Annotated in this window: 27 protein-coding genes; 13 read left to right on the top strand and 14 right to left on the bottom strand. The window is 75.7% G+C overall.

All coding sequences use genetic code 11. The features are described from left to right. Nucleotides 1–154 precede the first annotated feature (154 nt). The 5 genes from ACFXOZ_RS21440 to ACFXOZ_RS21420 all read right to left on the bottom strand — a co-directional run bounded on the left by ACFXOZ_RS21440 (nt 155) and on the right by ACFXOZ_RS21420 (nt 3,942). Nucleotides 155–346, bottom strand: a complete 192-nt coding sequence (locus ACFXOZ_RS21440; RefSeq protein ID WP_380526474.1) for a hypothetical protein — start codon at nt 344–346, stop codon at nt 155–157. 65 nt (nt 347–411) lie between these two features. Then, on the bottom strand, nt 412–1,191 hold the full coding sequence (locus ACFXOZ_RS21435) for a polysaccharide deacetylase family protein (protein WP_380592066.1): 780 nt from the start codon (nt 1,189–1,191) through the stop codon (nt 412–414). Further along, nucleotides 1,188–1,994 (bottom strand): SDR family NAD(P)-dependent oxidoreductase, encoded by an 807-nt coding sequence (locus ACFXOZ_RS21430; protein WP_380526470.1) that lies wholly within the window; start codon nt 1,992–1,994, stop codon nt 1,188–1,190. The genes ACFXOZ_RS21435 and ACFXOZ_RS21430 overlap by 4 nt, the downstream gene beginning before the upstream one ends. 79 nt (nt 1,995–2,073) lie before the next feature. After that, nucleotides 2,074–2,961, bottom strand: a complete 888-nt coding sequence (locus ACFXOZ_RS21425; RefSeq protein WP_380592064.1) for a hypothetical protein — start codon at nt 2,959–2,961, stop codon at nt 2,074–2,076. A gap of 177 nt (nt 2,962–3,138) precedes the next feature. Continuing rightward, nucleotides 3,139–3,942: an SAM-dependent methyltransferase gene (locus ACFXOZ_RS21420; protein WP_380592062.1), complete on the bottom strand. Its 804-nt coding sequence runs from the start codon at nt 3,940–3,942 to the stop codon at nt 3,139–3,141. Between the two features lie 306 nt (nt 3,943–4,248). Between ACFXOZ_RS21420 and ACFXOZ_RS21415 the strand changes: the two genes are divergently transcribed. Further along, entirely contained in the window at nt 4,249–4,797 is a 549-nt protein-coding gene (locus ACFXOZ_RS21415) for an RNA polymerase sigma factor (RefSeq protein WP_380592060.1), read from the top strand. 95 nt (nt 4,798–4,892) lie between these two features. Continuing rightward, nucleotides 4,893–5,561, top strand: coding sequence for a hypothetical protein (locus ACFXOZ_RS21410; RefSeq protein WP_380526463.1), 669 nt, complete (start codon nt 4,893–4,895; stop codon nt 5,559–5,561). A 29-nt stretch (nt 5,562–5,590) separates the two neighbouring features. On the opposite strand, the gene ACFXOZ_RS21405 is transcribed toward ACFXOZ_RS21410, so the two are convergent. The 5 genes from ACFXOZ_RS21405 to ACFXOZ_RS21385 form a co-directional block, all read right to left on the bottom strand. Continuing rightward, complete coding sequence (locus ACFXOZ_RS21405) at nt 5,591–7,501, bottom strand: condensation domain-containing protein (RefSeq protein ID WP_380592058.1); 1,911 nt, start codon at nt 7,499–7,501, stop codon at nt 5,591–5,593. A 100-nt stretch (nt 7,502–7,601) separates the two neighbouring features. Next, on the bottom strand, nt 7,602–8,279 hold the full coding sequence (locus ACFXOZ_RS21400) for a 4'-phosphopantetheinyl transferase family protein (protein WP_380592056.1): 678 nt from the start codon (nt 8,277–8,279) through the stop codon (nt 7,602–7,604). Further along, nucleotides 8,276–9,106 (bottom strand): hypothetical protein, encoded by an 831-nt coding sequence (locus ACFXOZ_RS21395; protein WP_380592054.1) that lies wholly within the window; start codon nt 9,104–9,106, stop codon nt 8,276–8,278. The genes ACFXOZ_RS21400 and ACFXOZ_RS21395 overlap by 4 nt, the downstream gene beginning before the upstream one ends. A gap of 4 nt (nt 9,107–9,110) precedes the next feature. Beyond that, nucleotides 9,111–9,401, bottom strand: coding sequence for a phosphopantetheine-binding protein (locus ACFXOZ_RS21390; protein WP_375886946.1), 291 nt, complete (start codon nt 9,399–9,401; stop codon nt 9,111–9,113). 92 nt (nt 9,402–9,493) lie between these two features. After that, the gene (locus ACFXOZ_RS21385; protein ID WP_375886944.1) at nt 9,494–10,426 is read right to left on the bottom strand and encodes a 3-oxoacyl-[acyl-carrier-protein] synthase III C-terminal domain-containing protein; all 933 of its coding nucleotides are present in this window, start codon (nt 10,424–10,426) and stop codon (nt 9,494–9,496) included. A gap of 220 nt (nt 10,427–10,646) precedes the next feature. On the opposite strand from ACFXOZ_RS21385, the gene ACFXOZ_RS21380 reads away from it, so the two are divergent. From ACFXOZ_RS21380 to ACFXOZ_RS21365, 4 genes are all read left to right on the top strand, one after another. Further along, nucleotides 10,647–10,946, top strand: a complete 300-nt coding sequence (locus ACFXOZ_RS21380; protein ID WP_380526454.1) for a hypothetical protein — start codon at nt 10,647–10,649, stop codon at nt 10,944–10,946. Next, nucleotides 10,943–12,127 carry a glycosyltransferase gene (locus tag ACFXOZ_RS21375; protein WP_380592052.1) on the top strand — a complete coding sequence of 395 codons (1,185 nt, stop codon included), beginning with the start codon at nt 10,943–10,945 and terminating at the stop codon, nt 12,125–12,127. Before ACFXOZ_RS21380 ends, ACFXOZ_RS21375 begins: the two co-directional genes overlap by 4 nt. A gap of 161 nt (nt 12,128–12,288) precedes the next feature. Then, nucleotides 12,289–13,263, top strand: a complete 975-nt coding sequence (locus tag ACFXOZ_RS21370; RefSeq protein ID WP_375886937.1) for an ATP-binding cassette domain-containing protein — start codon at nt 12,289–12,291, stop codon at nt 13,261–13,263. Nucleotides 13,264–13,305: 42 nt separating this feature from the next. Continuing rightward, on the top strand, nt 13,306–14,070 hold the full coding sequence (locus tag ACFXOZ_RS21365) for an ABC transporter permease (RefSeq protein ID WP_375886935.1): 765 nt from the start codon (nt 13,306–13,308) through the stop codon (nt 14,068–14,070). Between the two features lie 79 nt (nt 14,071–14,149). On the opposite strand, the gene ACFXOZ_RS21360 is transcribed toward ACFXOZ_RS21365, so the two are convergent. The 4 genes from ACFXOZ_RS21360 to ACFXOZ_RS21345 all read right to left on the bottom strand — a co-directional run bounded on the left by ACFXOZ_RS21360 (nt 14,150) and on the right by ACFXOZ_RS21345 (nt 18,495). Beyond that, entirely contained in the window at nt 14,150–15,499 is a 1,350-nt protein-coding gene (locus tag ACFXOZ_RS21360) for a PLP-dependent aminotransferase family protein (protein ID WP_380592050.1), read from the bottom strand. Next, nucleotides 15,496–16,431, bottom strand: coding sequence for an alpha/beta hydrolase (locus ACFXOZ_RS21355; protein WP_380526449.1), 936 nt, complete (start codon nt 16,429–16,431; stop codon nt 15,496–15,498). Before ACFXOZ_RS21355 ends, ACFXOZ_RS21360 begins: the two co-directional genes overlap by 4 nt. A 114-nt stretch (nt 16,432–16,545) precedes the next feature. Further along, nucleotides 16,546–17,352, bottom strand: coding sequence for a class I SAM-dependent methyltransferase (locus ACFXOZ_RS21350; RefSeq protein WP_380526447.1), 807 nt, complete (start codon nt 17,350–17,352; stop codon nt 16,546–16,548). 42 nt (nt 17,353–17,394) lie between these two features. Then, nucleotides 17,395–18,495 carry an alpha-hydroxy acid oxidase gene (locus ACFXOZ_RS21345; protein ID WP_380526445.1) on the bottom strand — a complete coding sequence of 367 codons (1,101 nt, stop codon included), beginning with the start codon at nt 18,493–18,495 and terminating at the stop codon, nt 17,395–17,397. A 188-nt stretch (nt 18,496–18,683) separates the two neighbouring features. Between ACFXOZ_RS21345 and ACFXOZ_RS21340 the strand changes: the two genes are divergently transcribed. The 7 genes from ACFXOZ_RS21340 to ACFXOZ_RS21310 all read left to right on the top strand — a co-directional run bounded on the left by ACFXOZ_RS21340 (nt 18,684) and on the right by ACFXOZ_RS21310 (nt 25,567). Next, complete coding sequence (locus ACFXOZ_RS21340) at nt 18,684–20,117, top strand: class I adenylate-forming enzyme family protein (RefSeq protein WP_380592048.1); 1,434 nt, start codon at nt 18,684–18,686, stop codon at nt 20,115–20,117. A 55-nt stretch (nt 20,118–20,172) separates the two neighbouring features. Next, on the top strand, nt 20,173–20,448 hold the full coding sequence (locus tag ACFXOZ_RS21335) for an acyl carrier protein (protein ID WP_360243150.1): 276 nt from the start codon (nt 20,173–20,175) through the stop codon (nt 20,446–20,448). Further along, nucleotides 20,445–20,726, top strand: coding sequence for an acyl carrier protein (locus tag ACFXOZ_RS21330; protein WP_380526440.1), 282 nt, complete (start codon nt 20,445–20,447; stop codon nt 20,724–20,726). Before ACFXOZ_RS21335 ends, ACFXOZ_RS21330 begins: the two co-directional genes overlap by 4 nt. Continuing rightward, the gene (locus ACFXOZ_RS21325) at nt 20,723–21,919 is read left to right on the top strand and encodes a beta-ketoacyl synthase N-terminal-like domain-containing protein (protein WP_380526438.1); all 1,197 of its coding nucleotides are present in this window, start codon (nt 20,723–20,725) and stop codon (nt 21,917–21,919) included. The genes ACFXOZ_RS21330 and ACFXOZ_RS21325 overlap by 4 nt, the downstream gene beginning before the upstream one ends. Nucleotides 21,920–21,937: 18 nt before the next feature. Continuing rightward, the gene (locus tag ACFXOZ_RS21320; RefSeq protein ID WP_380592046.1) at nt 21,938–22,456 is read left to right on the top strand and encodes a hypothetical protein; all 519 of its coding nucleotides are present in this window, start codon (nt 21,938–21,940) and stop codon (nt 22,454–22,456) included. 217 nt (nt 22,457–22,673) lie between these two features. Further along, nucleotides 22,674–24,305 (top strand): class I adenylate-forming enzyme family protein, encoded by a 1,632-nt coding sequence (locus ACFXOZ_RS21315; RefSeq protein ID WP_380592044.1) that lies wholly within the window; start codon nt 22,674–22,676, stop codon nt 24,303–24,305. After that, nucleotides 24,302–25,567 (top strand): beta-ketoacyl-[acyl-carrier-protein] synthase family protein, encoded by a 1,266-nt coding sequence (locus ACFXOZ_RS21310; RefSeq protein WP_380592042.1) that lies wholly within the window; start codon nt 24,302–24,304, stop codon nt 25,565–25,567. The genes ACFXOZ_RS21315 and ACFXOZ_RS21310 overlap by 4 nt, the downstream gene beginning before the upstream one ends. The last annotated feature ends 44 nt before the right edge of the window (nt 25,568–25,611 follow it).

The raw sequence follows: 25,611 nt of genomic DNA, 5'->3' as shown, positions 1-25,611 counted from the left end.
CACGGATTCCGAACCGCTTCGACAACTCTCCGACCCCCACCTGGAATTGCCGACCGCATCGGGTGCGGTCGGACGGCTTCACGGGAGGGTAAAGCGTCGGCAAGGCCCTGGTCCAGGCGCTTCCGGGGGCCCCGGGGGCTTCCGGGCGCGGACCCTAGGCCGGGATGTAGGTCGGGCCCTGGGTGTCCCGGATGTCCTGGGCGCCCTGGACGGTGACGGTGGCGGTGCCGTAGCGGTCCGGGCCCGCCTGGGCGTCGGCGTCCGGCGCGACGGCTCCGCTCAGGGCCGCCGTGACGATGCCGGCCGCCGCGATCGCGTGCGCCAGTCCGCCTGACCAGTCGGGCATGGCTGCCTCCCCCGTTGTCGGCGCGCCCGCCCCCGTGGTGGGCGCGACCTCGTCGATGGTCCCAACTACCGTGCGCCGTGGGCAAGGGGTGGGACGGCGTGGTCCCGCAGCGGGCCGAGGGTCAGGGCGCGGGCGCGGCAGTGGGCGGCGATCAGCGGGAGGGCGGCCAGGGTGGCGCGCCAGGAGTCCGGGGCGGAGGTGCAGTCGGAGTCGTGCAGCAGGAGGGTGGCGCCGGCGGTGAGGCCGGGGCGGGCGGTGGCGTAGACGGACTCGCCGGTGGCCTCGGCCGTCCAGTCCCGCCCCCAGACCGTCCACAGCACGGTGCGCAGGCCCAGCCGGCGGGCGGCCAGCGCCGGACCGGCCGTCAGTACGCCGTACGGCGGGCGGTACCAGTGCGGGCGGACGCCGCACAGGTCGGTCACCGCCTCGGCGGCGCGGCGCAGTTCGCGCAGGTCGCGGGCCGGGGCCGGGTACCACTGCTGCCGGTGGTGCCAGCCGTGCACGGCCACCTCGTGGCCGCGCAGCACCAGGTCCCGGCCGAGGTCCGGGGCCCGTTCCAGCATCCCGCCGAGCAGGAAGAAGGTGGCGCGGGCGCCGAGGGCGTCGAGGGCGTCCAGGACGTACGGGGTGCTGCGCGGGTCGGGGCCGTCGTCGAAGGTGAGGGCGAGGTGGCCCGGGGCGGTGCCGTACCCGGCGGTGCGGCGGGCCAGGGTGCGGCGCAGCGGCGGGAGGCGGACCGCTGCCGGGGCGAGGTGGAGGAACTCCAGGCCGGCCGCGAGGGCGAGGCCGGTGCCCGCCCGACGGGCCAGGGGCGCCAGGGGGGCCGGCGGAGCCGAGGGTCTCACCCGAAGCGGGCGGCCATCCGGCGGAACACGCCGGGCGCGACCCCGTGGATCCGGGCCGGGAAGCCGAGCCAGTGCGGGACGTAGAGGCGGTCCCGCTCGGTGGTGATGGTCGCGACCACGGTGTCCGCGACCCGCTCCGCCGAGACCGGGCGCGGGCGATCGCGCTGGTACGGGGTGCCGCGGCGGTCGAAGAACGGGGTGTCCACCGCGCCGGGCAGGACGAGGCGGACGCCGACCCCGGTACCGCGCAGTTCGTACCAGAGGCTCTCGGCGAACATCGTCAGTCCGCCCTTGGTGGCCGAGTAGCCGGACTCGTCGCGCACGCCGACCTGGCCCGCCATCGAGCCGAGCAGCACGATCCGGCCGTGCCGGCGCTCCAGCATCCCGGGCAGCAGCAGCCGGATCAGCCGCAGCGGGGCGGCCAGGTTGACCTCGATCATCCGGTCGAGGGTGTCGGACGGGGTGTCGGCGAACGGGCCGCGCCAGCCGAGGCCGGCGCTGGCGACCAGGACGTCCACCCGCCCGGCGGCGGCGAGCGCGGCCTCGGCGAGGCGGGCGGCGCCGTCCGGCTTGTTCAGGTCCTCGGGGAGGGCGACGCCGCCGGTGCGTTCGGCGAGGGCGTCCAGGCGGGTGCGGTCGGTGCCGGAGAGCAGGGTCCGCCAGTTCGCGTCGGCCAGTCGGGTGGCGGTGGCCAGGCCGATGCCCGAGGAGGCGCCGGTGATCAGGGCGACGGGGCGGTCGGTCGACCCCGAGCGCCGGGGCCGGGCCTGGGCGTCCTCCGACGTCACGGCTTCCTCCGTCATCGCGCACCTGCCGGGTCCGTGGGCGTTCTGCCGTCCGTTTTGTCCGGCACGTCACCTTCGCACGGAGGAGCCGTCCGGGCTACCGGGGCGGTACGGCCGGCTGGGCCTCGGCGTCCGGGTGCGGGGCCGACAGTTCGGCCGGGCCGCCCTCCAGTTCGCCGAAGCGGGACAGCAGGAAGGTGCCGCCCACCGCGACCGCGAAGCCCGTCAGCGCGCACCAGGCGAAGCCGGGGCGCGCGGAGTCCCCCAGCGACACCACCCCGACCAGGGCCGGGCCGAAGGTCTCGGCCACCGTCCCGGCCGCCGTCGCCGCCGTCACCGTGCCGCGCTGCAGGGCCAGCGCGTACGCCAGGTAGCCGCCCAGTCCGCCGACCGCCAGGGCGTACGCGGCCGGATCGGTGAGCACGGCGGTGAGCGTGGAGGCGTCCAGGACCCGCACGGCGAGGCTGGTGATCCCGAAGCCGACGCCCGCCAGCAGGCCGAGGCTGGCCGCGGCCGGGGTGCCCTCCCGGCGGACCAGGACCAGGGTGGCGAGCAGCATCACGGCGGTGGTCGCCAGCAGCGCCCAGTGGAAGGCCGCCGGGGCGTACTCCCGGCCCTCCCTGCCGGAGCCCAGGGCCAGCAGGCCGAGGCCCACCACGACGGCGGCGATGCCCGCCGCGTCGCCGCGGCGCAGCCGTGCGCCCAGCAGCCAGACGGCGGCCAGGGCGGTGACGGCGAGGCTCGCATTGGTGACGGCCTGCACCAGGAACAGCGGGAGACTGCGCAGGGCGACGATGCTCAGCACGAAGCCGAGGATGTCCAGGAGCGTCCCGAGGATGAACTGCCAGGACCGCAGCAGCGCGGCCAGCAGGCCCGCCCGCACCCGGTCCGCGCGCGGCGCCGACCGCGCCCCGCGCGCCTGGAACACCGCCCCGAAGCCGAAGCAGACGGTGGCGACCAGCGCGGTGGTGAGTCCCAGCAGCATGCGTCTCCCTCGCGGGGCGGCAGCGGTTCACCACTCAGTCTGGGCCCGGCGCGGCGGGGGTGCACGGGTGGGCGGCGTCCCGACCGTCCCGGTTCACGCCGGTTCTTCCCGGCTCGCCCCGGGCCGACGCGCGTCCGTCCCGGGACGGGTGCGCGTCGGCGGACCGGAACCGTGGGATCAGGGCCGCAGCGCCACGCCCGCGTAGGCGGTGGCGTCCGAGGCCGAGACGGCCGGTTCGTCGGACTGGGGACGCCAGTGCGGTGTGGGGACGACACCGGGCTCGAGGAGGGTCCAGCCGTCGAAGAAGCGGACGAACTCGGCGTGGGTGCGGGCCTGGGCGGCGGTGCCGGCGGCCTGGTAGATGCCGACGATCCGGCGGATCTCCTCGGGCGCGAAATCGGGCGTGACGTGGGTCATCACCAGGGCGCTGCCGGGGGCGAGGACGGACTTGAGGCGGTCGACCAGCTCATGGGCGCCGTGGGCGTCGGGGACGAAGTGAAGCAGCGCGTTGAGGGAGAGCGCGACCGGGCGGGTGAGGTCGATGGTCTCGCGCAGGCCGGGTGCGGCGAGCAGGCTGTCCGGGTCGGTGACGTCGGCCTCGACGTAGGCGGTTCGGCCCTCGGGGGTGCCGGTGAGCAGGGCCTGGGCGTGGGTGAGGACGATGGGGTCGTTGTCGGCGTAGACGACCCTGGCCCCGGGCCGGACGCTCTGGGCGACCTCGTGGAGGTTGGGCGAGGTCGGGATGCCGGTGCCGATGTCCAGGAACTGGTCGATGCCCGCCTGGGCGAGGGCGCGGGTGGAGCGGTGCACGAAGGAGCGGTTGGCGCGGGCGGCGTCGCGCAGCCAGGGGGCGATGGCGAGGACGTGGCCGGCGGCCTCGCGGTCGGCGGCGAAGTTGGTGAAGCCGCCCAGGTAGTAGTCGTACATCCGGGCCGAGTGCGGCACGTTCAGCCGCAGGTCGACCCCGTCGTAGAGGCTCATGGCCCTCCCCCTCGGCTCCGTGGACACCGTCCGATTGCTGCCCACCGCGTCCGGGGGCCAATCGTCCCCCGGCCGGCCCGAATTCGCATGGAATCGGATGGGATGACAATCTGTATTCGCTTTGCAGCCTGGAGTGACGGGCCTGATGGAATGAGGATGGGCGCGGACAGCCCGACCCTCGGGTGGCCCGGTGCGCAGCCGACGGCCACGGAAAGCAGGCTCGATGACGATCGACAGGGGTGCCCCGCGCGCGGGTACCGGGGCGGGACGGCAGTGGAGCACGCCGGTGCCGCAGGGGTGGAGCGGATGGCGGTGATGGAGCCGGGCCTGCGACTGGACCTCACCTACGCCGCCTTCTGCGAGACCCACGAACCCGCCTGGCACGCCCTCGCGTTGACCAGGATAGGCAGCCAGACCGACGCCGTACTGGTGGTCGAGGCGGTCAAGGCCGACCTGGCCCGCTGCTGGCCCCAGGTGCTGCGGTTCGAGGAACCGGCCGCGTACGCCTGGCGGTTGGCGAACCGGCACGTCGGGGACTGGGTGTCGGCCGAGGAGCCGGTCGAGGTGGAGGCGGTCACCTTCGCGGCGGTGATCGGGGCGTTCAAGCAGGTCGCCGACGGGCTGCTGCACAGCGAGGCGGACGAGGTACGGCTGTACGCGGCGATCCTCGAACTGCCGGACCGGCAGCGGGACGTGGTGATCCTGCGCTACCTGCTGGGCCTGCACGCCAAGGTGATCGCGGCCTACCTGGGACGGCCGGTGGCCACGGTGCACTCCAACCTGCGGCACGCCCGGGAGCGGTTGGCCCGCCGGCTCGGGGTGGGTGAACTGCCGGACCGCGGCGGCGAAGCGTGAACGCCGACGGGGTGGAGCGACGTCGGGACGGGGCGGGTGCGGCCGACGGGGTGAGCGGGGAGCGTGCGGCAGACGGGGGGCGCGCGGTGTTCCACGTGCCCCGGTCCGAACGTGCCCACGCCGAGCGGATCGCGGCCCTGCGGCAGGCCCGGATCACCGCCGCACCGGCCCACCTGCCCACCGAGCACGAGCAGGCCGCCTTCGAACTCGGCCTGGTGGTCGCCCTGGTGCTGGGTGCGCCCTGTGCCTCCCGCGGGCTGGACCTGCTGGTCAACGCCCGCCGGATCCAGCCCGAGGGGGCCGAGGTGTTCGGCGCCCTGCTGTACGCCACCGGCAAGGAGGAGGGCGCCGAGTTCTGGTGGCGCTTCGCGGCCGGCTCGGGCAGCGGGACGGCCGCGTACTGCCTCCACCTGCACCACCTGATGCTCGGCGAGACCGACGACGCCGACTACTGGCGGGCCTGGTCCGAACAGCTCTCGACGACCGAACGCCCGCCCGGGCCAAGGCCGTTGCGGATGAGCCGGCCGCTGCTGCCGGAGGACGCGCGGCGGGACATCCTCGCCCGGGTGCACCGGGGGCTGGCCCCGCAACTGCCGCCCGCGCTGGTCGCGGTGATCGACCGGCTGCCGTTGCAGGACGGGGACGAGGAGGAGGTGCCGAACCCGTGGGGGCTCACCTCCGGCGCGACCTCGGCGTGCTCCTGGGACCTCTCCCGGGCGTTCGGCGAGGAGGAACCGCAGGACCGACGGGACCCGTTGGGGTGACGACCCCCGGCGGCCCCGCGGTCCCACGTTCAGGTGAGTGCCGAGAACCGGGCGACGACCTCCAGGTCACGGCCGCTGCCCGAGGCGAGCCGCTCGCCGTCCGGGCCGAGGTGGTGGATCCGGTAGTGCTGCGGCGCCATCGCGGTGTCCCGGCCGGGGAGCGCGGCGACCACCGCGCGGTGCACGTCGGCGGGGGTCAGGTGGGGGTCGGCGGTGGTCAGGTCGACGGTCAACCTGCCGTCCTCGACGGTGACTCGACAATCGGGGCGGAAGGCCGGAGCGGGGTCGGGGCCGCCGCCGGGTCCGGTGTCCGGGCCGGTGTCCAGGCCGGTGTCCAGGGCGGTGTCGAGTGCGGCACCGACCAGGCCGCGGACGGCCGCCAGGTCGATCCGGGCCCCGTCGACGAGTTGCCAGTCACCGCCGCTCGCGTCGGCGCCGGCAGCAGCAGCGGGCGGGCCGGGGGCCGCGTGCAGCTCGGCGAGCGGGACGGGCCCCACGGCGGCCTTCGCGAGCAGGTCGAGCAGGGCCCGGGCGAAGCGCTCGGTCTCCTCGGGGTCGAGCACCTGGGGGCAGGAGATCAGGGCGAAGTCGAGGCTCCCGGCGATCCGCAGGATGGTGAACATCAGCCGGACGGGCAGCGGCGGGGCGGGCAGCGGGGTGAGTTCGGGGTCGGCGGTGGCGGCCGGCTGGGCGTCGGCGACGGCGGCCGGGATGGTGAGGCTCAGGTCGTTGACGACCACCTGGCGGGCGAACCGGGAGCCGCGCACGTGTGCGGCGTCCTCCACCAGCTGCCAGACCTGCTCGGCGTCCAGCACGCTGTGCCAGTAGGCGCTCAGCGAGGCCGACTTGGTGCGCCCGATCAGCTGGTCGAGGTCGGCGGTGCCGGTGTCGAGCAGGATCAGGGCGTCCTGGGCGAGGGTGCCGACGTGGTCGAGCAGCGCGGCGCGCTGGCGGTTGGCGGAGAGCGCCGAGACGGCCAGCTCCGCACGCCCGGCCCGGTGGGCGACCAGGGCGGAGAAGGCGGCGAGCAGGACGACGGAGGGGCTCGCGCCGGTGCGGCGGCAGACCGCGGCGAGGTCGGCGGCCGCGGTGCGGGAGCGCACCATCAGGGCGGCGGGGCCGCTCGGCGGGCCGGTGATCCGGGAGTCGGCGAACACTACCTGCGGGCCGCTGCCCAGCACCCGGGCCCAGTGCCGCAACGCACCGGCCGCCCGGCGGCGGCCCTGCGGGCTCTGTTCGGCGGCGGCGATCTGGATCGGCGTCGGGGCGCTGACGGGCGGGAGTTCCTTCCCGGCCGCGAGGGCGTACCAGTCCTGGATCAGCAGCGCGGTGGCCGCGCCGTCGGCACCGGCGTGGCAGACCACGGCGATCAGCCGGAGCAGCCGCTGCCCGTCGACGAGCAGGGTGAAGCGGATCCTCGGCACAATGTCCAGAGGGACCGGCACCGCGACGTCGGCCTGACCCAACTCAGCTGCCAGTGCGTCGAGTTCACGGACATCCAGACCACCCGCCTCGACCGCGGTGACGGCGAACCGGCCGTCCCCGCGCACCACCTGGCTCACCGGGAAGGCGTCCGGACCGGGTCCGGGCGGGAAGGAGGTGCGCAGCGACTCGTGCCGCTCGACCAGCAGCCGCAGCGCGTCCAGGCCGGCGGCGAGCGAGGCGCCGGGCGGCACGGGCCAGACCGACTCCTTGTTGATCGCCTCGGGGGCGTCGCGCCGGATGCACCGGATCATGTTGTCCTGGCCCCGGGTGAGCGGCCCCGAGCCGCCGGTCGTCGCGGCGAAGCGGACGGTGATCCGCCGGTGCGCCCGGGCCGGGCCGTGCGGTGCCGCCTCGTACGGGTCGGCGTCGTGCGGATCGGCGTCGTGCGGGTCGGTCTGGTGCGGGTCGGTCTCGTGCGGGTCGGCAGCTCGCGGTGCAGCGTGGTGCGCAGTCACGTCGTACGTGCCCTTCGGCTCGCCGGGAAGGTCTCAGCGGGGAGTACGGGCGGACGCTACCAGCGGCCGCCGGTGATCGTCCAGGCGAGCCGACGGTCAATCAACTCGCTGACCAGGAAAGGGCGTTGACCTGATCAGGACAGTCTCCGAGCAGAGCGACGGCAGCCCGGTACGGCTCCGGGACGGACACGTCGCGCAGCCCCACCGGACCGGCCCCGAGCGGGCCGGGATCCGCCACCGACAGCGGGGAGGGGCCCGCCACGGACACCCCGAGCGCCTGGACCAGCCGCCCGCCGTACGCCTTCACGCAAGCCTCCCGGCGACACCAGAGCACGGTGAACCGGGCCGCCCGCTCGGCGGGCTCGGCCGCCTCCGCGACGAAGCGCGCCTCCTCGAAGGGGAACCAGCGGGCCGCCATCCGCTCGGCGAGCCGGGCCTCCCGCAGCCGCTCCACGTCGACGCCGACCGCCCGGCCCTCGGCCAGGGCCAGCACCGCCAGCGACTCCGCGGCCGACCAGTTCACCCGTAACCCGCCCGCGCCCACCGGCTCCGGCTTGCCGTGCCGGCCCCGCCGCCAGACCACCTCGGCCGGGCGGATGCCGAGCCGCTCGGCGACCAGCTCCCGGACGGCGCCGCGCACCACGGTGAACCGGCTCCGCCGCACGGCGTCCGCCCGCACCGCGCGGGCCCGTTCCTCCGCGTCCAGCGTCCGCCACAGCCGGGCGACCACCTCGGCCGGCTGATCGGCGTCGATCAGCCGCAGGTCGACGGCGGTCACGGCTGGGCCAGGGTGCTCAGCACCCCGAGCCGGCGGTCCAGCCCGGCGACCAGCAGCGGGCGCCGCTGCGCCCGCCACTCGGGCAGCCGCTCGGCGAGCTCCGCCCACGGGCCGGTGAACGGCTGCGCGGCGGGCCCGTCGTCGGCGCCGGTCGCGTCCAGCACCGCCGCCCCGGGGCCCAGCTCCGCCGTCCGGGCCCGGACGGCGGACGCCGGGCGGTCGGCGGGGTGGTGCTGCTGCCGCACGGTCAGTCCCTCGCCCGGTTCCTCCTCGCAGACCAGCACCACCACGGCGTGCCGCCGGGGCAGCGCCACCGGCTCGGCCGGCTCATAGTGCAGCGCGGTCTGTTCGGCGAGCACCACCACCGCCCGGCGGCAGGCTCCGGTGCGGTGGTACTCGGCGGCCAGCCGCAGGGCGGTGAAGGCCGCGGCGCTGCCCTGGTCGCAGACCGCGAAGGCCAGCGGCCCGCCGGGGACGGACCGGCTGAGCGCGAGCGAGGACGGTGCGCCGGGGCGCACGTCCGGGGTGTCGAAGGCGAGGATCAGCAGGTCCACCGGCTCGTCCTCGCCCACCGCCTCGCGCAGCAGCCCGGCGGCCAGTTCCTCGTAGGAGTGGCCGACGCCCTCGCGCAGCAGGTCCTCGCGCAGCGGCAGGCCGTACGGGCGGACCAGGTCCGAGACGAAGACCCGCAGGTCGGGGTCGAGCGAGGCCTCCGAACGGCCGTCGGAGCACCGGGCGAGGACCCGGGTGATCCGCAGTCCGGCCGGGGCGGGCGCACCGGCCGGAGCGGCAGGGCCGACAGGGGAACCGGGGGGACCGACGGGCACCCGGTCAGTCCTCGGCGATGAGGTGCCCGGCGACGTAGTCGGCCAGCTTGGTGACCGACCGCAGGTCGTCCTCGGTGATCTGCTCCACGTCCACCTGGATGTCGAGCGACTCCTCCAGCTCCAGGATGAGCTCGATGGTGCCGGCCGAGGTGAGGCCGAGGTCGTCGAACAGGCAGGCGTCCGCGGGGATCTCGGGCAGCTCGCGCTTGAGCACGCGTGGCAGGAGTTCGCCGATGCCGTGCAGGATCCGCTCGCGCAGCTCGGGGTCAGTGGTCTGGACCAGTGATTCTGACATGGGTGTCCCGTCCCGTCGTGCGTGGGAAGTGTGCTCTGGATTGACAACGTGGGGAACGCGCCCGGTGGTTCGAGCGGTCGACTGACGGAGCGTCAGTACTGCATCACCATCGCGGAGAAGGTGGCCCCGATACCGGCGGCGGCGATCAGGTAGTGGTCGCCGCGGCGGATCAGCCCCCGCGTGGTGGCGGTGTGAAGATTGATGAGGCTGTCCGCAGCGAAACTGTGCCCGACCGACAGCACGTTGTCCAGCACCACCTGGTCGAGCGGATAGCCGATCCGCCGCGCTATCATCCGCCACGACGCCTGGTTGACGTTGTGCGGAAGCACCGCGGCCAGGTCGGAGAGGTCCAGACCGGCCTGCTGGAGGGCGGCCTCGATCGCCTCCACCATGACGTTCGGGTACTCCCGCTGGTAGCGGGCGAGCAGCTCCGCGTCCTCGGCCAGCCGGCCGTCGAACTCCGGGCGCTGGCGCACCGCGAAGGAGCGCACCCGGTGCTGCGGCCCGTCCGCGCTGACCAGGCAGGCGGCCGCGCCCTCGGCGAAGATCCCGGTCTCCGGCACCACCTGGGCGTCCTTGGTGAAGGTCTTCTCCCCCGCCAGCACCAGGGCGAGGGCCTGCGGGTCGGGATCGCCGGCCAGCAGTCGGCCCGCCAGGTCGATGGCCAACAGGCCCACCGCGCAGGCGTGGTGGGTCACCGTGAAGGCGCTCGCGTGCGCCAGCCCACGGCCGGCGAGCACCTCGTGCAGGGGGTTGAGCGGGTAGGGCACGGCCACCGGCATGCTGCGGGCGTGGATCACGAAGCGGACGTGCTGTTCGCGTCCGCGCAGCTCCGGCAGGTCGTCGAGGGTTGCGTCGAGCAGGTCGGGCAGCGTCCCGCCCGGATCCAGCCGCAGCTGGTCCAGGCCGTGGAAGCGGCGGAAGAGACGGAGTTGACGTGGGGTCAGGCCGATGCGCTCGCCCACCGCCTCGATGGGCACGGCGTGTGGGGGGAGGTGAACGGCCACTGCCTCCAGTGCGGTCACCCGGGCTAGTATTCCGACGCCCGCCTGGTCGCACAAGTGATCTCGGGCGCTTCTCCTGCGCGACCGCCTCCTCGGGCGCCCTCGGAGCCGCCCTCCCCGGCTCCCCGCGCCACGCGCGGGCCGCTCCACCGGGGCCGCCGCGCCACCCCACTCCGCACCGCCCTTGCGCACGTCACCCCGCACGCCACTCCGTACCGTCGACCGGACGGGAGAACCTCCCATGTCAGACCGTGAACCAGCCCTCCCCGCGCAGCCGTTGAACCGGGTGTTGGCCGCCCTGCTGGCCGAGGTGGCCGGCGCGCCGCCCGCCTGGGCGGACCGGCTGGCCCCGGACGCCCGCCTGGACGGCGACCTGCTGCTGGACGAGTGCGAACTCGCCGAGCTGGCCGTCCGGCTGCCCGCACGCTTCGGCCCCGCCGCCGACCTGGCCGCCCTGCGGGCCGGACTGGACCTGGCCGCCCTGGAGGCGCTGACCGTCGCCGACCTCCAGGCCCTGCTCCCCGAGGAGGACCGCCGATGACCCGGTTCCTGCTGGTGATGCCGCCGCTCACCGGACACGTCAACCCGGCCGCGGGCATCGCCGCCGAACTGACCGCACGCGGTCACGAAGTCGCCTGGACCGGCACGGAGTCGGTGCTGCGCCCGCTGCTCGGCCCGGACGCGCGGGTGCTCGGCACCGGCACCCGGGCCTTCCGGGCCCAGGGCGGGCACGGCCTGGCGGCGCTGCGCTCGCTCTGGGAGGGCTTCATCGTCCCGTACGCCCGGTTCACCGCGAAGCCGCTGGACACCCTCGTGCGGGAGTACCGGCCGGACGTGCTGCTGGTCGACCAGCACACCCCGGCGGGCGCGCTGGTCGCGCACCGGCACGGCCTGCCCTGGGCGTCCTTCGCGCCCGGGGCGATGGAACTGGGCCACCCCTACCGGGCGTTGCCGCAGGTCGAGGCCTGGATGACCGGGCTGCTGCGCGGCCTGTGGGAGCGGGCCGGGCTGCCCGCCGAGGAGTACCTGGACCCGCGCTTCTCCCCCGCCCTGGTGCTGGCCACCACCGGGCCGGCGCTGACCGGGAGCGCCGCGCCGCCGCACCACGCGCAGGTCGGGCCGGTGCTCGCGCCGCGCCCGCACGATCCGGACTTCCCCTGGCAGCGGCTGCTGCCCGGGCGGCGGCGGGTGCTGGTCACCATGGGCACGCTGGCCGGAGAGCTGGGCGCCGACTTCCTCGCCCGGGCCGTCCGGGCGCTGGAGCTGTGCGGCCCGCAGGTGCAGCCGGTGTTCGCGGCGCCGCGCGAGCTGCTGCCCCCGCCGTCCGAACTCCCCCCGCACGCGGTGGCGGTGGACCGGGCGCCGGTGCTGGAGCTGCTGGCACGCGGCGAGCTGGACGCGGTGCTCTGCCACGGCGGGATGAACACCGTGGGCGAGGCGCTGGCGCACGGGGTGCCGCTGGTGACCGCGCCGATCCGGCACGACCAGCCCTTCGTCGCCGCGCAGGTGGCGGCGGCCGGGGCGGGCCTGCGGGTGCCGTTCGCCCGGGTCACGCCCGAGCGGCTGGCGGCGGCGCTCACCGCCGTACTCGACTCCACGGAGCACCGGGACCGCGCGGTTCAGGTCGGCCGGGACCTGCTGGCGGGCGGCGGCGCGACGGCGGCCGCGGACCGGCTGGAGGCGCTGGGCCCTCGGCCTCAGCCCCCGGCGACCGCCCCGTGACCGCCCCTTAGCAGAACAGGTGATCACACGTCCATTGGTCTAGGCCATTGTCTCCGGGCCTGGTCCGCCTCTAGGGTGTCGCAGCAACACCGCCTTTCCCAGGCGCCGAGCCCGCCCTTTCCCGGGTGCCGTGGCAGCCCATCCCCGTACGGGAGTTCCGGTTGATCGAGACCGCGGGACTGCGCAAGTCCTACCGCAAGAAGACCTCCCGCCGAAGCGGCGAGGACTCCACCGTCGACGCCGTGCGCGGCATCGACCTGTCCGTCGCCGCCGGCGAGATCTACGGCTTCCTCGGCCCCAACGGCGCCGGGAAGACCACCACCCTGCGCATGCTGGCCACCCTGATCCGCCCCGACGGCGGACGGGCCACCATCGCCGGGGCCGACCTGTTCACCGACCCCGCCGGGGTCCGCCGCCGGATCGGCTACGTCGCCCAGGGCGGCGGCACCACCGACACCGTCAGCGCCCGCGAGGAACTGGTGCTCCAGTCCCGGCTGTACGGCGCGGGCAAGGCCCGGGCCGTACAGGCCGCCGAGGACGCCCTCAAGGCCTTCGACCTGGGCGACTTCGGCGACCGGCCGTGCGCCACCTACTCCGGCGGCCAGCGCCGCCGGGTGGACATCGCCCTCGGGGTCATCCACCAGCCGCAGGTGCTGTTCCTGGACGAGCCCACGGTCGGGCTGGACCCGGCCAGCCGGGCGTACGTCTGGGAGGAGATCCGCCGGCTGCGCACCGAGGGCATGACCGTGGTCGTCACCACCCACTACCTGGACGAGGCCGACGCGCTCTGCGACCGCGTCGCCATCGTCGACCACGGCCAGGTGGTGGTCGAGGGCACGCCCGAGGCGCTCAAGCGGGAGATCTCCGGCGACGTCGTGCTGCTCGGGCTCCTCCCGGGCGAGGACGTCGCCGAACGCGCCGCGGCGGTGCTCCGCCCGCAGCCGTACCTGCACCGGCTGGAGGCCAACGGCGACGAGGGGCTGCGGCTCTACCTGGAGGACGGCGCGGCCGCCATCCCGCGGCTGCTGCGCGCCCTGGAGGCGGCAGGCGTCACCCCCGGCACCGTGCAGCTCCAACGGCCCAGCCTGGACGACGTGTTCCTGGCCCGCACCGGCCGCTCGCTGCAGCAGTCCTGATCCAGCCCCACCGCCCTGCCTGCCCGACCCCCTGGGGAGACCGTGAAGCTCGCCCGCGACACCTGGCTGATCCTCCAGCGCCAGCTGCTGCTCATGATCCGCACCCCGATCTGGATCGCCGTCGGCATCATCCAGCCGCTGTTCTACCTGGTGCTGTTCGCCCCGCTGTTGAAGAAGGTGCTCACCCCGGACGGCTCCGGCAGCTACGCCGACACCTACCAGGTCTACGTACCGGGCCTGTTGGCCGTGCTGTGCATCTTCGGCGGGCTGTTCACCGGTTTCAGCCTGCTGGGCGAACTGCGGGCCGGGATCATCGAGCGCTCCCGGGTCACCCCGGTCAGCCGACTGGCGCTGCTGCTCGGCCGGGCCCTGCGCGAGATGGTGGCGCTGCTGGTGCAGGCCGTGCTGATCACCCTGATCGCGCTGCCGTTCGGCCTGCGGGTCAGCCCGCTGAACCTGCTGCTCGCCTACGTCCTGCTGGCCCTGCTGGCCCTGATGACCTCCGCGATCTCCTACGGGATCGCGCTGATGGTGCCCACCGACGCCGCCATGTCGCCGGTGGTGAACACCATCGCCCAGCCGATCGCGCTGCTCTCCGGGGTGCTGCTGCCGCTCACCCTGGCGCCGCAGTGGCAACAGCAGCTCGCCCGGTGGAACCCCTTCTACTGGGCGGTGGAGGGCATGCGCGCGCTGTTCTCGGGGCACGCCGGGGACCCCGCGGTCTGGCAGGGCCTGCTGGTGGTCGTGCTGATGACCGTCCTGGCGGTGTACTGGTCGGCCCGGCTGTTCTCCACCCGGGTGCGCTGACGCGGGTACGCCGACCGGAGGTACGGAAGGGGCCCGGCTCGCACCCGCGAGCCGGGCCCCGCTGCTGTCTCCGCCCCGCTCAGGAGCGGATGAACTCCGCCAACTTGGCGACACCGTCGATGATCTGGGCCTGCGTCAGCGAGCTGATCGAGAGCCGGAGCCGGTGCTCGCCGCCGCCCGCCGGGTAGAACGGCGCCATCGGCGTCCAGAGCACCCCGAACTCCCGGGCGCAGCGCTCCATGGCCGCGTCGTCGGCCCGGAACGGCACCGTCAGCACGGCGAAGAAGCCGCCCTCGGGCCGGTTCCAGTCCACCCCCAGCCGGCGCCGCTCGGAGGCCGGGAAGTGCCGGTCCAGCTCCCGCAGCAGGGTGTCCATCCCGGCCGCGTAGTGGGCCGTGGCACGGGCGTTGGCGGCCCGCAGGCTGCAGTCGTGGGCCAGCAGCATGCCGCCGATGACGGCCTGGCTGAGCGCGGGGGTGTTGACCGTCGTCATGCTCTTCACCTTGGCCAGTTCGTCGGCCAGCAGACTGCGGCGCCCGCCCGGGCCGGCCACCCGCTGGTCCGCGACCACGTAGCCGACCCGCGCCCCGGGGAAGCAGGTCTTGGCGAAGGAACCCAGGTAGACGACCTGGCGGCGGCGGTCCAGCGCCTTGAGGGTGGGCCGCGGGCCCGGGGTGCGGGCGAAGAAGCCGTACGGGTTGTCCTCGACGACCAGCAGGCCCTCCTCGGCGGCGGCGTCCAGCAGCCGGGTGCGGGCGGCGACCGGCATGCTGGTGCCCGAGGGGTTGGCGAAGTCCGGGACGACGTACAGGGCGCGCGGGCGGCGGCCCTCGGCCCGCACCTCCCGGGCGGCGGCGCGGACGGCCGCCGGGTCGGGGCCGCCGTCGGGGCCCTCGGGGACCGGCCGGGTGGTCAGGTCGAGCAGCCGGGCCGCCCCGGTCACGCCGACGTAGCAGGGCGAGCTGACCAGCAGCACGTCCTGCGGGCCGGCGCACAGGGCGCGCAGGGCCAGCAGCATGCCCTCCTGGGCGCCGACGGTGAGCACCACGGCCGCGGGGTCGACGGTGAGGCCCTCGTCGTTGGCGAGGGTGCGGGCGACCAGGTCGGCGATGATGCCCTTGGTGGGGCCGTACTGGAACAGCGCGGTGCGCACGGCGTCGCGGTCGAGGCCGCGGTCGGCCAGGTGGTCGAGGTAGCCGTCCAGGTAGGCGGGGACGTCCTCGGGTTCGAAGAAGCCCTCGTAGGGGCGGCCCGGGGCGAAGGAGACGGCGCCGGGGTAGCGGGTGGTGACTTCGTTGAGGAAGGTCATCGCGTCCAGCAGCGGGTCGGCGAGCGAGCCGTGCAGGTCGGCGAGGGCCAGGTCGGTCGGGTCGTCGGCGATCCTGTCGTCGGCGATCCGGTCGACGCCGGTCGGGTCGTGGTCGGTCACCGCAGGGCCTCCCGGAGGCGGGCGGCCGCGTGGGCCTGGGCCTCGGCGGCGGCGTCCAGGGTGCCGGTCATGGCGAAGAAGCCGTGCGGCATGCCCTGGTAGCGGCGCAGGTCCACCGGGACCCCGGCCGCGCGGAGCGCCTCGGCGTACCGCTCGCCCTCGTCGCGCAGCGGGTCGTACTCGGCGGTGAGGACGGTCGCGGGCGGCAGGCCGGACAGGTCGGCGGCGCGCAGCGGGGAGGCGTACGAGGAGGCGCCGTCGGCCGGGTCGGCCAGGTAGTGGCCCCAGTACCAGGCGGCCGAGCGGCGGTTGAACAGCAGCGGGTCGTCGTGCTCGCGCAGCGAGGGGGTGTCGGCGGCGTGGTCGGTGTTGGGGTAGACCAGCAGCTGGTGGCGCAGCGTCGGGCCGCCCTCGGCGCGCAGCAGCAGGGTCAGGGCGGCGGCGAGGTTGCCGCCGGCGCTGTCGCCGCCGACCGCGAGGCGGTCCGGGTCGATGCCGAAGTCCGCGGCCCCGGCGACCAGTTGCTCCAGGGCGGCGCGGCAGTCGTGCAGGGCGGCGGGGAAGGGGTGCTCGGGGGCCGAGCGGTAGCCGACGGAGGCGGTGACGCAGCCGACGGCGTTGGTGAGGCGGCGGCAGATCGCGTCGCTGGTGTCGACCGAGCCGAGCGTCCAGCCGCCGCCGAACAGGTAGAGCAGGGCGGGCAGCGGGCGGCCGGGCGGCTCGGGCCGGTAGAGCCGCAGGGCGAGTTCGCCGCCGGGGCCGGGGATGCGGTGCTCCTCGACGGCGGCGACCGGCTCGGGGGTACCGGACGCGGCGCGGATGTCGGCGAGGTCGGCGGCGCGGGCCTCGGCGAGGGTGAGGGTGTAGAGCGGCGGTGCGCCGCTGCGCGCGCGGTGGGCGCGGTAGGCCTCGGCCTGGGGGTGCAGGGGCATGGGTGGCGGTCCGTTCGGTGGCCCGGCCGGGGCCGGACGGCGGCTCGGCGGGGGTTCGGCGGGGTTGCGGCGGGGTTGCGGCGGGCTGTGGTCGGCCAGGGGTTCGGCCCCGGTTCAGCGGTCGGCCTCGACGTAGACGGTCTCGTCGGTGCGGAAGGCCGTGTCGAGGTCGGCGACGTCCGAACGGAGGCCCTGGCGGTAGGCGCAGTGCCGGATCTGGTCGGGGGTGAACCCGGCCAGGGTCAGCACGTGCCGCAGTTCGTCCAGGTCGTAGATCCACTGGTGGCCGTAGTACCGGAAGATCTGGTTGACCAGGAAGGCCGGCCGGGCGGGCATCGGCGGGCCGAAGCCCAGGGTGCCGAGCCGGCGGCGGTGCTTGCCGAGGAAGCCGTCGCCGGTGGCGTAGCCGACCAGGTAGCGGGCGAGGTCGGGGGTGGTGAGGCGCAGGACGCCGCCGGGGCGCAGGATCCGGCGGGCCTCGCGCAGCCAGCCGACCGCGACCGGCAGGGTGACGTGCTCGATCAGGTGCTCGGCGTAGACCCAGTCGACGCTGGCGTCGGCGAAGGGCAGCGGGCGGGAGACGTCCAGCTGGGTGAACCAGCGGTCGCCGTCGACCCGGTAGAGGGTGCCGGGCTCGGTGGCGGGGCCGGGCCCGCCGTCGGCCGCGGCGCCGCGCAGGGTGGCCAGGTCGGTGCCGAGGCCTTCCGGGTGGGCGGTCCGGAAGGCGGCGAACTCGATGCCGGTGAGACCGAGTTCGCGGAAGTCGTGGTGGTCGTGCGGCAGGGCGCCGGGGCGGGCTTCGAGGGTCTTGCAGGTGGCGACCTGGGCGCTGAAGGCGTCCAGGCGGGTCTCCAGCCCGTCCGGGTCGTCCCAGTCCCAGCCGGGGAAGCGGTCGTCGGTCCTGCTCGTCGGTTCGGTCATCGGTTCTCCTTCTGGAGGAACGGGCTGCGGGTACGGCGCGGTTCAGCCGACCGGGCGGGGCCAGCGCGCGAGGGCGTCGCGGCCCAGGTCGGCGAGCCGGGGGCGGCCCAAAAGGGCCAGGGTGTGGTCGAGTTCCTCGTGCAGCAGGCGGAGTACCCGGTGCACCCCGGCCTCGCCGTCGACGGCGAGGCCCCACAGGGCGGGGCGGCCGATCAGCACGGCCCGGGCGCCGAGGGCGAGGGCGACGGCGATGTCGGTGCCGGTGCGCACGCCGCCGTCCAGGAGTACCGGGAGCTCGGCGGGCACCGCGTCGACCACCTCGGGGAGGGCGGCCAGGGCGGGCAGCGCGCCGTCGAGCTGGCGGCCGCCGTGGTTGGACACCAGGAGGGCGTCCACGCCGTGCTCGACGGCCAGCCGGGCGTCCTCGGCGGTCAGCACGCCCTTGAGGACCAGCGGCAGCCGGGTGCGCTCGCGCAGCCAGGCCAGGTCGGACCAGCTCAGGGTGGGGTCGAACTGCTCGCGGGCGTGCTCGGCGATGCCGGAACCGCCGTCGGTGGCGCGGTGACTGGCGGACATCAGGGTCTCGTCCAGGTTGACCGCGCGGACGGTGGGCGGGACGGCGAAGCCGTTGCGCAGGTCGCGCAGCCGACGGCCGATCCTGGGCGCGTCCACGGTCAGCACCAGGGCCCGGAAGCCGGCCGCCTCGGCGCGTTCGACCAGGGCGGCCAGGGCGTCGCGGCGGCGCAGCCAGTAGAGCTGGAGCCAGAGCGGGCCGGTGGCGGCCCCGGCGATCTCCTCCAGGGTGCGGCTGGCGAACATCCCGGCGACCAGCAGGGCGCCGGCCGCCCCGGCGGCGCGCGCGGTGGCGGTCTCGCCCTCCGGGTCGACCAGCCGGTGGTAGGCCATCGGGGCGATGCCCAGCGGGATCCGCAGCGGGGCGCCGAGCAGGGTCAGCGCGGGGTCGCAGGCCGAGACGTCGACCAGGGTGCGCGGGCGCAGTGCATAGTGCCCGAACACCTCCCGGTTCGCCGTCAGAGTGCGTTCCGCACCGCTGCCGCCTTCGATGAAGTCCCAGATTTCCGGGGGGAGTCGGTCGCGTGCGGCGTGCTCGATCCCGGCCAGCGTGAGTGCTCCCACGGGCATCCTCGTTTCCCGGACGGCCACGCGCGGGCCGGTCCCGGTTCGGCAGCGTAGGAGCAACGAGCACATTGGTATAGACCTTGATTTGACCAAACGTCTGTGCCAAGGTCTGGCAACGGAATTGACCGTATTGGTTGAGAACGACGCCCATTGCGTCCATGTCAAATCCCCTCACCTGTTGTGGAGCCGCGTTGACCGGCTTTTCCCGCTTTTCCCTTCCGCTTTCCGCCCCGCCGCACGCCGACGCCCCGCAGGACTGGGTCGAACGGTCGCTGCTGGCCGGGCCGGGCGGCGAGGAGTGCCTGCACTTCGGCGCACTCCTCGACCGGGACGCCCTGCGCGCCCTGGTCGAGGACCAGTGCGACCGACTGACCGCCGCCGGGCTCGGCCCGGGCGGCACCGCCGCGCTGCGGCTGCCGCCCTCGGTGGCCTTCGTCGCCGTACTGCTGGCCTGCTGGCGGCTCGGCGCCCAAGTCGCACTGCTCGACCACCGGTTGACCGACCACGAAGTGGACGCGGCGGTGGCCCGGCTGGCTCCGCAGGTGCTGGTAGGCTCCGCCCACCGGCCCGCCGCGGCGCTGCGCGGCTTCTCCGAGGTCGAGCCGGTCGCCGTCCCGCTGCCGGACGGGCTCCCGGCCCGCACCGGGCACGCCCTGATCCAGCTCAGCTCCGGGTCCACCGGCCCGGCCAAGGTCATCGCCCGCACCGCCACCGACCTGCTGCGCGAACTCGACTGCTACCGCAAGCTGGTGGAGTTCCCCGGCGAGGGCGAGCGGGTCGTCCTGCTGTCCTCGGTGGTGCACGTGCTCGGGCTGGTCGGCGGGCTGCTCAACGCCCTGCACGCCCGGGCCGTGCTCACCGTCCCGGAGCGGATGACGGCGGCCGGCATCCTCGCCGCGGTCGCCGCCGACCAGCGGCCGACCACCGTCGTCGGAGTGCCCTTCCACGCCGAGCTGCTGGCGGGGACGGTCACTCCCCCGGCGCTGCCGCAGCTGCGCCGGATGGTCGTCGCGGGCGAACTGGTCCGCCCCGGCCTGCCCGCGCTGTTCACCGAACGGTACGGCGTACCGCTCGGCACCATGTACGGCATGACCGAGACCGGGGTCATCGCCACCGACCTCGACGGAACGCTGCACCCCGCCAAGCGCCCCGTTCACGGCATGCGGATGCGGCTCGTCGCCGGCGAGCTGCAGCTCGGCGCCGCCACCTCCCCGTACCCGGGGCTGGACGACCCGGGCCGCTGGTCGGACGGCTGGCTGCACACCCGCGACGCCGCCGCCCTGGACGAGGCGACCGGCCTGGTCACCGTGCACGGCCGGCTCGACTCCCAGGTCTCGATCGGCGGGTTGAAGGTCGACCTCACCGAGGTCGAGCAGACCCTCGCCGCGCTGCCCGAGGTCCGCGAGGCGGTCGTCGTCTTCGACGACGGGGCGATCGAGGCGTACCTGTCCGTCGAGGCCGGGGCCGAACCCGCCCTCGTCCAGGACGGGCTGGCCCGCCGGCTCGCCGCCTACAAGCGGCCGCGCCGCCTCGTCCTGCTGCCCGCCCTCCCCCGCACCGCCACCGGAAAGCTGCTGCGCGACCCGGCCGCCCTGCGCGACACCGCCGCGGCCGCCGTGCGCTGACCGGACGCACCACCCGCCGGACACCCTCCGGACAACCCCGACAAGGAGCCCACTCATGCAGGACCGCATCCGCGCGTTCGTTCTGGCCGCCCTCACCGAGATGCAGTACGACGTCTCCGAGGTCACCGGGGACACCGACCTCGGCCCGGCCGGACTGGACCTCGAATCGCTCGCCCTGGCCGAACTCTCGGTGCAGGTCGAGGACGAGTTCGGGATCAAGTTCGACCTGGACGAGATGGAGACCACCGCGATGATGACCCTGGACGAGTTCACCGCCGACGTGGTCAAGCGGATCGACGCCCTCCCCGCCGCCACCGGCAGCGCGGCGTGACCGACTCCGCCCGCCCCGCGGACTCCGCCCCCGGGGCGCTCCCCGACCGGGCCGAGGTCCTGACGATGCTGGCGGCGTTCGGGCAGCGCGCCGCCGACACCGTGCCCGAGGAACTCGGCTCGCTCGAACTGACCTGGCTGATCGCCGAGTTCGAGCAGCGCTACGGAATCCAGCTGGACCTGGACGACGAGCACTTCGGCGCCGTGCGGACGGTCGACGACGCCACCGAGCTGCTGCGCTCGACGGTGCTGGCCGCCCGCGCCGGAGCGCGGCCGTGACCGGCACCGACACTGACACCGGCACCGGCACACCCGGCCCGCCGCCCCGGCCCGCCGCGCCCGGGCCCGTGGCGGTCGCCGCCCGCCCGGTCGTCACCGGCGTCGGGGTGCTCAGCGCCGCCGGACGCGGGCTCACCGCGCTGACCGAGGCCGCCGCCCACGGCAAGGCCGCGTTCACCGAGGTGACCCGCTTCGACGTGACCGGCCGGCGCACCACCCGGGCCGCTCTGCTGCCCGGGACGGTACCGCTGGCCAGCACCTTCCCGCTGGCCAGGGCCGTGCTGGAGGCGATCGGACAGGCCGGCCGGCAGGCCGGGCTGACCGCCGCCGAGGGCGCCGCGATGCCCGTCCTGCTCGCCCTGCACAGCGACGGGCGCACCCGCGCCACCGCCGACGCGGTGGCCGCCGGGGTCCGGGCGCACTGGGGCGCGCCGGGCGTCACCCGGGTGTACACCGGCGCCTGCGTGGCGGCCGCCACCGCGGTCGCCGACGCCGCCGCCCTGGTCGCCGCCGGTCGGCACGAACGGGTCCTGGTCGCGGCCGGCCACCTGGTCGAGCCCGGGGTGTTCGCCGTCTTCGACGCCGGACGCGCCCTGGCCCGGGACGGCGAACTGCGCCCGTTCAGCGCCGGCCGCACCGGCACCCTGCTCGGCGACGCGGCCGTCGCCGTCCTGGTCGAGTCCGCCCCGGCCGCCGAACGGCGCTCGGCTCCCGCACTCGCCCGGCTGGCCGGCTGGGGCCGGACCGGGGACGCCCACCACGTCTGCCGACCGGAGCCGGACGGCACCGGGGTCGCCCGGGCGATCGAGGCCGCACTGGGCCGCGCGGGCATCACCCCGGACCAGGTCGGCTACGTCAACGCCAACGGCACCGGCTCCGAGCTCGCCGACCGGGCCGAGGCCACCGCCCTGCACACGGTGTTCGGCCCGCACACCGACCGACTGCCGGTCAGCTCCAGCAAATCGGTGCACGGCCACGCGCTGGAGGCCTCCGCCCTGCTCGAACTCGCCGTCACCGTCGGAGCGTTGGAGAGCGGAATGACCCCGGTCAACGCCGGCTGGCTGGGCCCCGACCCCGACGTCCGGCTGGACCTCGTGCTGGACGGCCCGCACACCACCCGCCCCGACTACGCGCTCACCCTCAACTCGGCCTTCGGCGGGGCCAACACCGCCCTGCTGCTGGCCGCCGCCTGACCCGGACACCCACACACCATGACCACCCCTGCCGCCGCCCCGCGCGTCCTCGCCGAGGCCCGCCGCCCCGGCCCGGACCTCCCCGGGCCCCCGCCACCGCTGCCCGGCTTCACCCCCGCCGGCCTGGCCCCGCTGATCGCCGACACCGCCGACCACTGCCTGCGGGCCCACCACGGCCCGCCGCCCGCCCCCGGGCGCACCGCCCTGCTGCTCGCCAGCGCCGGCGGCGACCTCGCCACCGCGCGCGCCATCGACCGGAGCGCGGAGCCCGGACACCGCCCGGCCCCGCTGCTGTTCTTCCAGTCCAACCCCAACGCCGTCCTCGGGCACATCGCCGCCCGCTGGGGCCTGACCGGCCCCGTCGTGGCGATCAGCCCGGTCGAGGCCGTACCCGGCACCGTCCCCGCGGACGCCTACGAGCTGGCCGCGCTGCTGCTGGCCGACGGGGACGCCGACCACGTCCTGGTGATCGCCGCCGAGCAGGGCCCCGACGGTGACCACGCCTTGGCCGTGCTGCTCGCCGGGCCCGCCGACTGAACCCGCGGGCCGGCGGCGCCCGTAGCCATCGATGAGGCCCGCCGCCTGACGCAGCCGTACCCGGCACACCAGCGACCCGCCCGGCCCGCCCTCGCACCGCCGACGCCCCGCCACGGCCGACGCCCCACCCCCGCCCGGCCGCCGTCCGCGCCGGCCGCACCCCGACACCCGATCAGCCGCCCGGGCCGCCCCGGCCCCGAGGGAGGGATCCACCCCCGTGACCATCCGCAGTCTCCGCACCCAGCTCGCGGACGACCCCGACGTGGGCGCCGGCAACGTGCTGACCGCCCGGATCGCCCTCGGCCAGGGGCTCGACGAGCCGCTGCTCACCTTCGACACCCCGGTGGACGGCCACCCCGCCTGGCAGCCGCTCACCCTGCGCGAGCTCGACCGCGCCGTCCGGGCCCGCGCCGCCGCCCTGCACGGCCTCGGCATCACCCGGCGCGACCCGGTCGTGGTGCACGCGAGCGACGCCGCCGAGCACGTGCTCGCCTTCCTCGCCCTGGCCCGGCTCGGCGCCGTCCCCGCGCTGCTCAACCCCAACCTGGACGCCGAGCGCGCCGCCCGCTACATCGCCCGGCTCGGCGCCGTCGGGGTGCTCGCCGACCCGGCCCACCTGGCCGCCCTGGCCGAGTACGACCCGGGCGCACCGCTGCTGCCGGAGATCTCCACCCTCGGCGCGGGCGACCCGGACGCCGCCCCGGAGCCCTACCGGCACTGGTCCGGTGACCCGGTGGCGATCACCCACTCCTCCGGCACCACCGGCATGCCGAAGGCCGTCGTGCACTCCCACGCCGGCCTGTACGCGGCGATCCGCCACCGGCTGCGGCTGCCCCGCCCGCAGGGCCAGGACCGGATGCTCAGCGCCCTGCCCGCCCCGCACGCCGCGACCCTGATCGCGCTCAACCTCGCGCTCAGCTCGCACACCGAACTGGCCTGCCTGTCCGGCCAGTCCGGCGCCGGCGTGCTGGACGCGATCGAGCAGTGGCACCCCACCGGGGTGATCGGCTTCGCCGCCACCTGGGCCGACCTCGCCCACCACGACCTGGCCGCACGGGACCTGGCCTCCGTCGCACTCTGGTGGAACACCGGAGACTGCGCCCACGAGGTGCACATCCGCCGACTGATCGCCACCGGCAGCCGGGAGACCGTCACCCGGCAGGGCCGCACCCGGCAGCCCGGCTCGCTGTTCGTGGACGGCCTCGGCTCCACCGAGATGGGCCACTCGCACTTCTTCATCACCCACGGCCCCGGCACCGACCGCTACGGCCGCTGCGTCGGCCGCCCGCACGCCTTCGTCGACTGCGAGGTGGTCGGCCCGGACGGCGAACCGCTCGGCCCCGGCGAGGTCGGCGAACTCGCCACCGCCTCACCGACCCTGGCCCTCGGCTACTGGAACGACTCGGCCACCACCTTCCGCACCCGGCTGCGCGGCCGCTTCCTCACCGGGGACCTGATGTACCGGGACGAGGAGGGCTACTACTACCACGTCGACCGGGCCGTGGACTCGCTCGAACTCGCCGACGGCAAGCGGCTGTTCACCGCGATGTCGGAGGAGCGGGTGCTGGCCGCCCGCCCGGAGGTGCTGGACTGCACGGTGGTCGCCGTCCGGGACGGCGAGCAGGTGGTCACCGACGTGCTGCTGCTCCTCGGCGAGGACGCCGACCGGGGCGCCGCCGCCGAGGCCGACCGCGCCGAGGCCGTCGTCGCCGCCCTGGACGAGGCCACCGCCGCGACCGTCCGCCAGGTCCTGGTGGTCACCGGGGACGACATCCCGCTCGGCCCGACCGGCAAGGTCCGCAAGGTCCTGCTGCGTGAGCGCCACCTGGCGGCGGTGAGCGCCCGATGACCGACCGCGAAGCCGCCGTCATCACCGGCATCGGCCTGGTCTCCCCGCTCGGCCGGGGGCCCGCCGAGGTGTTCGAGGCGCTGGCCGCCGGCCGCTCCGGCCTGCGGGCCGTCCCCGAGGACCACCCCGCGCACGGCTGGCTGCCCGCCGCCGGGATCGCCCCCGCCGTGGACGGCCGCGAGGTGCTGCCGCCCACCGAGACCCGCTGCGTGGACCGCTTCGTGCTGCTCGCCCTGGCCGCGGCCGACGACGCGCTCGCCGACGCCGCCCTGGTGGTCGGCCGTGACGCCGACCCGCACCGCACCGCCGTGGTGCTGGCCACCGGGGGCGGCGGCCTGGAGACCTTCGAGCAGCAGTCGCACCGCCGGCTGGAGCGCGGCCGCCCCGGCGTCAGCCCGTACCTGCTGCCCGGCATGCTCTCCAACATGGCCGCCGCCCGGATCGCCATCAAGTACGGCATCCGGGGCTACAGTTCGGCCGTGGTGACGGCCTGCGCGGCCGGCGCCCAGGCGATCGCGGAGGGGCTGCGGCTGATCCGCGCGGGCGACGCCGACGTGGTGGTGTGCGGCGGCACCGAGTCCTCGCTGCACCCGACCATCGCCGCCGCCTTCACCAACGCCCGTGCCCTGGCGCAGGGCTGGGAGGATCCGGAACAGTCCAGCCGGCCCTTCGACAGCCGCCGCAACGGCTTCGTGCTGGGCGAGGGCAGCGCCGTCCTCGTCCTGGAGAGCGCGAGCCACGCCGCCGCGCGCGGCGCCACCGGCTACGCGGACGTGCTCGGCTGGGGCGCCTCCACCGACGCCCACCACCCGACCATGCCCCGCCCGGACGGCGCCGGCGCCGCCGACGCGATGCGCGCCGCGCTCGCCAACGCGGGCCTGGCCCCGGAGGACATCGACTACGTGAACGCCCACGGCACCGGCACCAAGCTCGGTGACGTGGCGGAGACCGCCGCCCTGCACGCCGTCTTCGGCGCGCACCGGCCGGCGGTCAGCTCCACCAAGGGCTCCACCGGCCATCTCCTGGGCGCCGCAGGCGCGTTGGAGGCGGCCGTGACGGCCCTGGCGGTGGCGAGGGGGACGCTGCCGCCGACGCTCAACCTGGTCGACCCGGACCCGGCCTGCGACCTGGACCACGTCCGGGGCGCCGCCCGGTCCACCCCGGTGCGCGCCGCGCTGAGCAACGCCTTCGCCTTCGGCGGCCACAACCTCAGCCTGATCCTCGGCCCGGCCTCCGTCCGCCCCGTCGACGCCACGCGCTAGCTCCCGCGGGTCCTCGCCGGGCAGCGCCGCCCGGCAGCGCGCCG

This window comes from Kitasatospora sp. NPDC059160 (genome assembly GCF_042755465.1).
GTDB lineage: Bacteria > Actinomycetota > Actinomycetes > Streptomycetales > Streptomycetaceae > Kitasatospora.
This window is presented reverse-complemented; position numbering and strand designations above follow the sequence as displayed.

Coding starts and splice junctions, on each gene's coding strand:
- ACFXOZ_RS21440 (WP_380526474.1), bottom strand. CDS start 346: ATGCCCGACTGGTCAGGCGGACTGGCGCACGCGATCGCGGCGGCCGGC.
- ACFXOZ_RS21430 (WP_380526470.1), bottom strand. CDS start 1,994: ATGACGGAGGAAGCCGTGACGTCGGAGGACGCCCAGGCCCGGCCCCGG.
- ACFXOZ_RS21425 (WP_380592064.1), bottom strand. CDS start 2,961: ATGCTGCTGGGACTCACCACCGCGCTGGTCGCCACCGTCTGCTTCGGC.
- ACFXOZ_RS21420 (WP_380592062.1), bottom strand. CDS start 3,942: ATGAGCCTCTACGACGGGGTCGACCTGCGGCTGAACGTGCCGCACTCG.
- ACFXOZ_RS21415 (WP_380592060.1), top strand. CDS start 4,249: ATGGCGGTGATGGAGCCGGGCCTGCGACTGGACCTCACCTACGCCGCC.
- ACFXOZ_RS21390 (WP_375886946.1), bottom strand. CDS start 9,401: ATGTCAGAATCACTGGTCCAGACCACTGACCCCGAGCTGCGCGAGCGG.
- ACFXOZ_RS21380 (WP_380526454.1), top strand. CDS start 10,647: ATGTCAGACCGTGAACCAGCCCTCCCCGCGCAGCCGTTGAACCGGGTG.
- ACFXOZ_RS21375 (WP_380592052.1), top strand. CDS start 10,943: ATGACCCGGTTCCTGCTGGTGATGCCGCCGCTCACCGGACACGTCAAC.
- ACFXOZ_RS21355 (WP_380526449.1), bottom strand. CDS start 16,431: ATGCCCCTGCACCCCCAGGCCGAGGCCTACCGCGCCCACCGCGCGCGC.
- ACFXOZ_RS21350 (WP_380526447.1), bottom strand. CDS start 17,352: ATGACCGAACCGACGAGCAGGACCGACGACCGCTTCCCCGGCTGGGAC.
- ACFXOZ_RS21345 (WP_380526445.1), bottom strand. CDS start 18,495: ATGCCCGTGGGAGCACTCACGCTGGCCGGGATCGAGCACGCCGCACGC.
- ACFXOZ_RS21335 (WP_360243150.1), top strand. CDS start 20,173: ATGCAGGACCGCATCCGCGCGTTCGTTCTGGCCGCCCTCACCGAGATG.
- ACFXOZ_RS21320 (WP_380592046.1), top strand. CDS start 21,938: ATGACCACCCCTGCCGCCGCCCCGCGCGTCCTCGCCGAGGCCCGCCGC.
- ACFXOZ_RS21310 (WP_380592042.1), top strand. CDS start 24,302: ATGACCGACCGCGAAGCCGCCGTCATCACCGGCATCGGCCTGGTCTCC.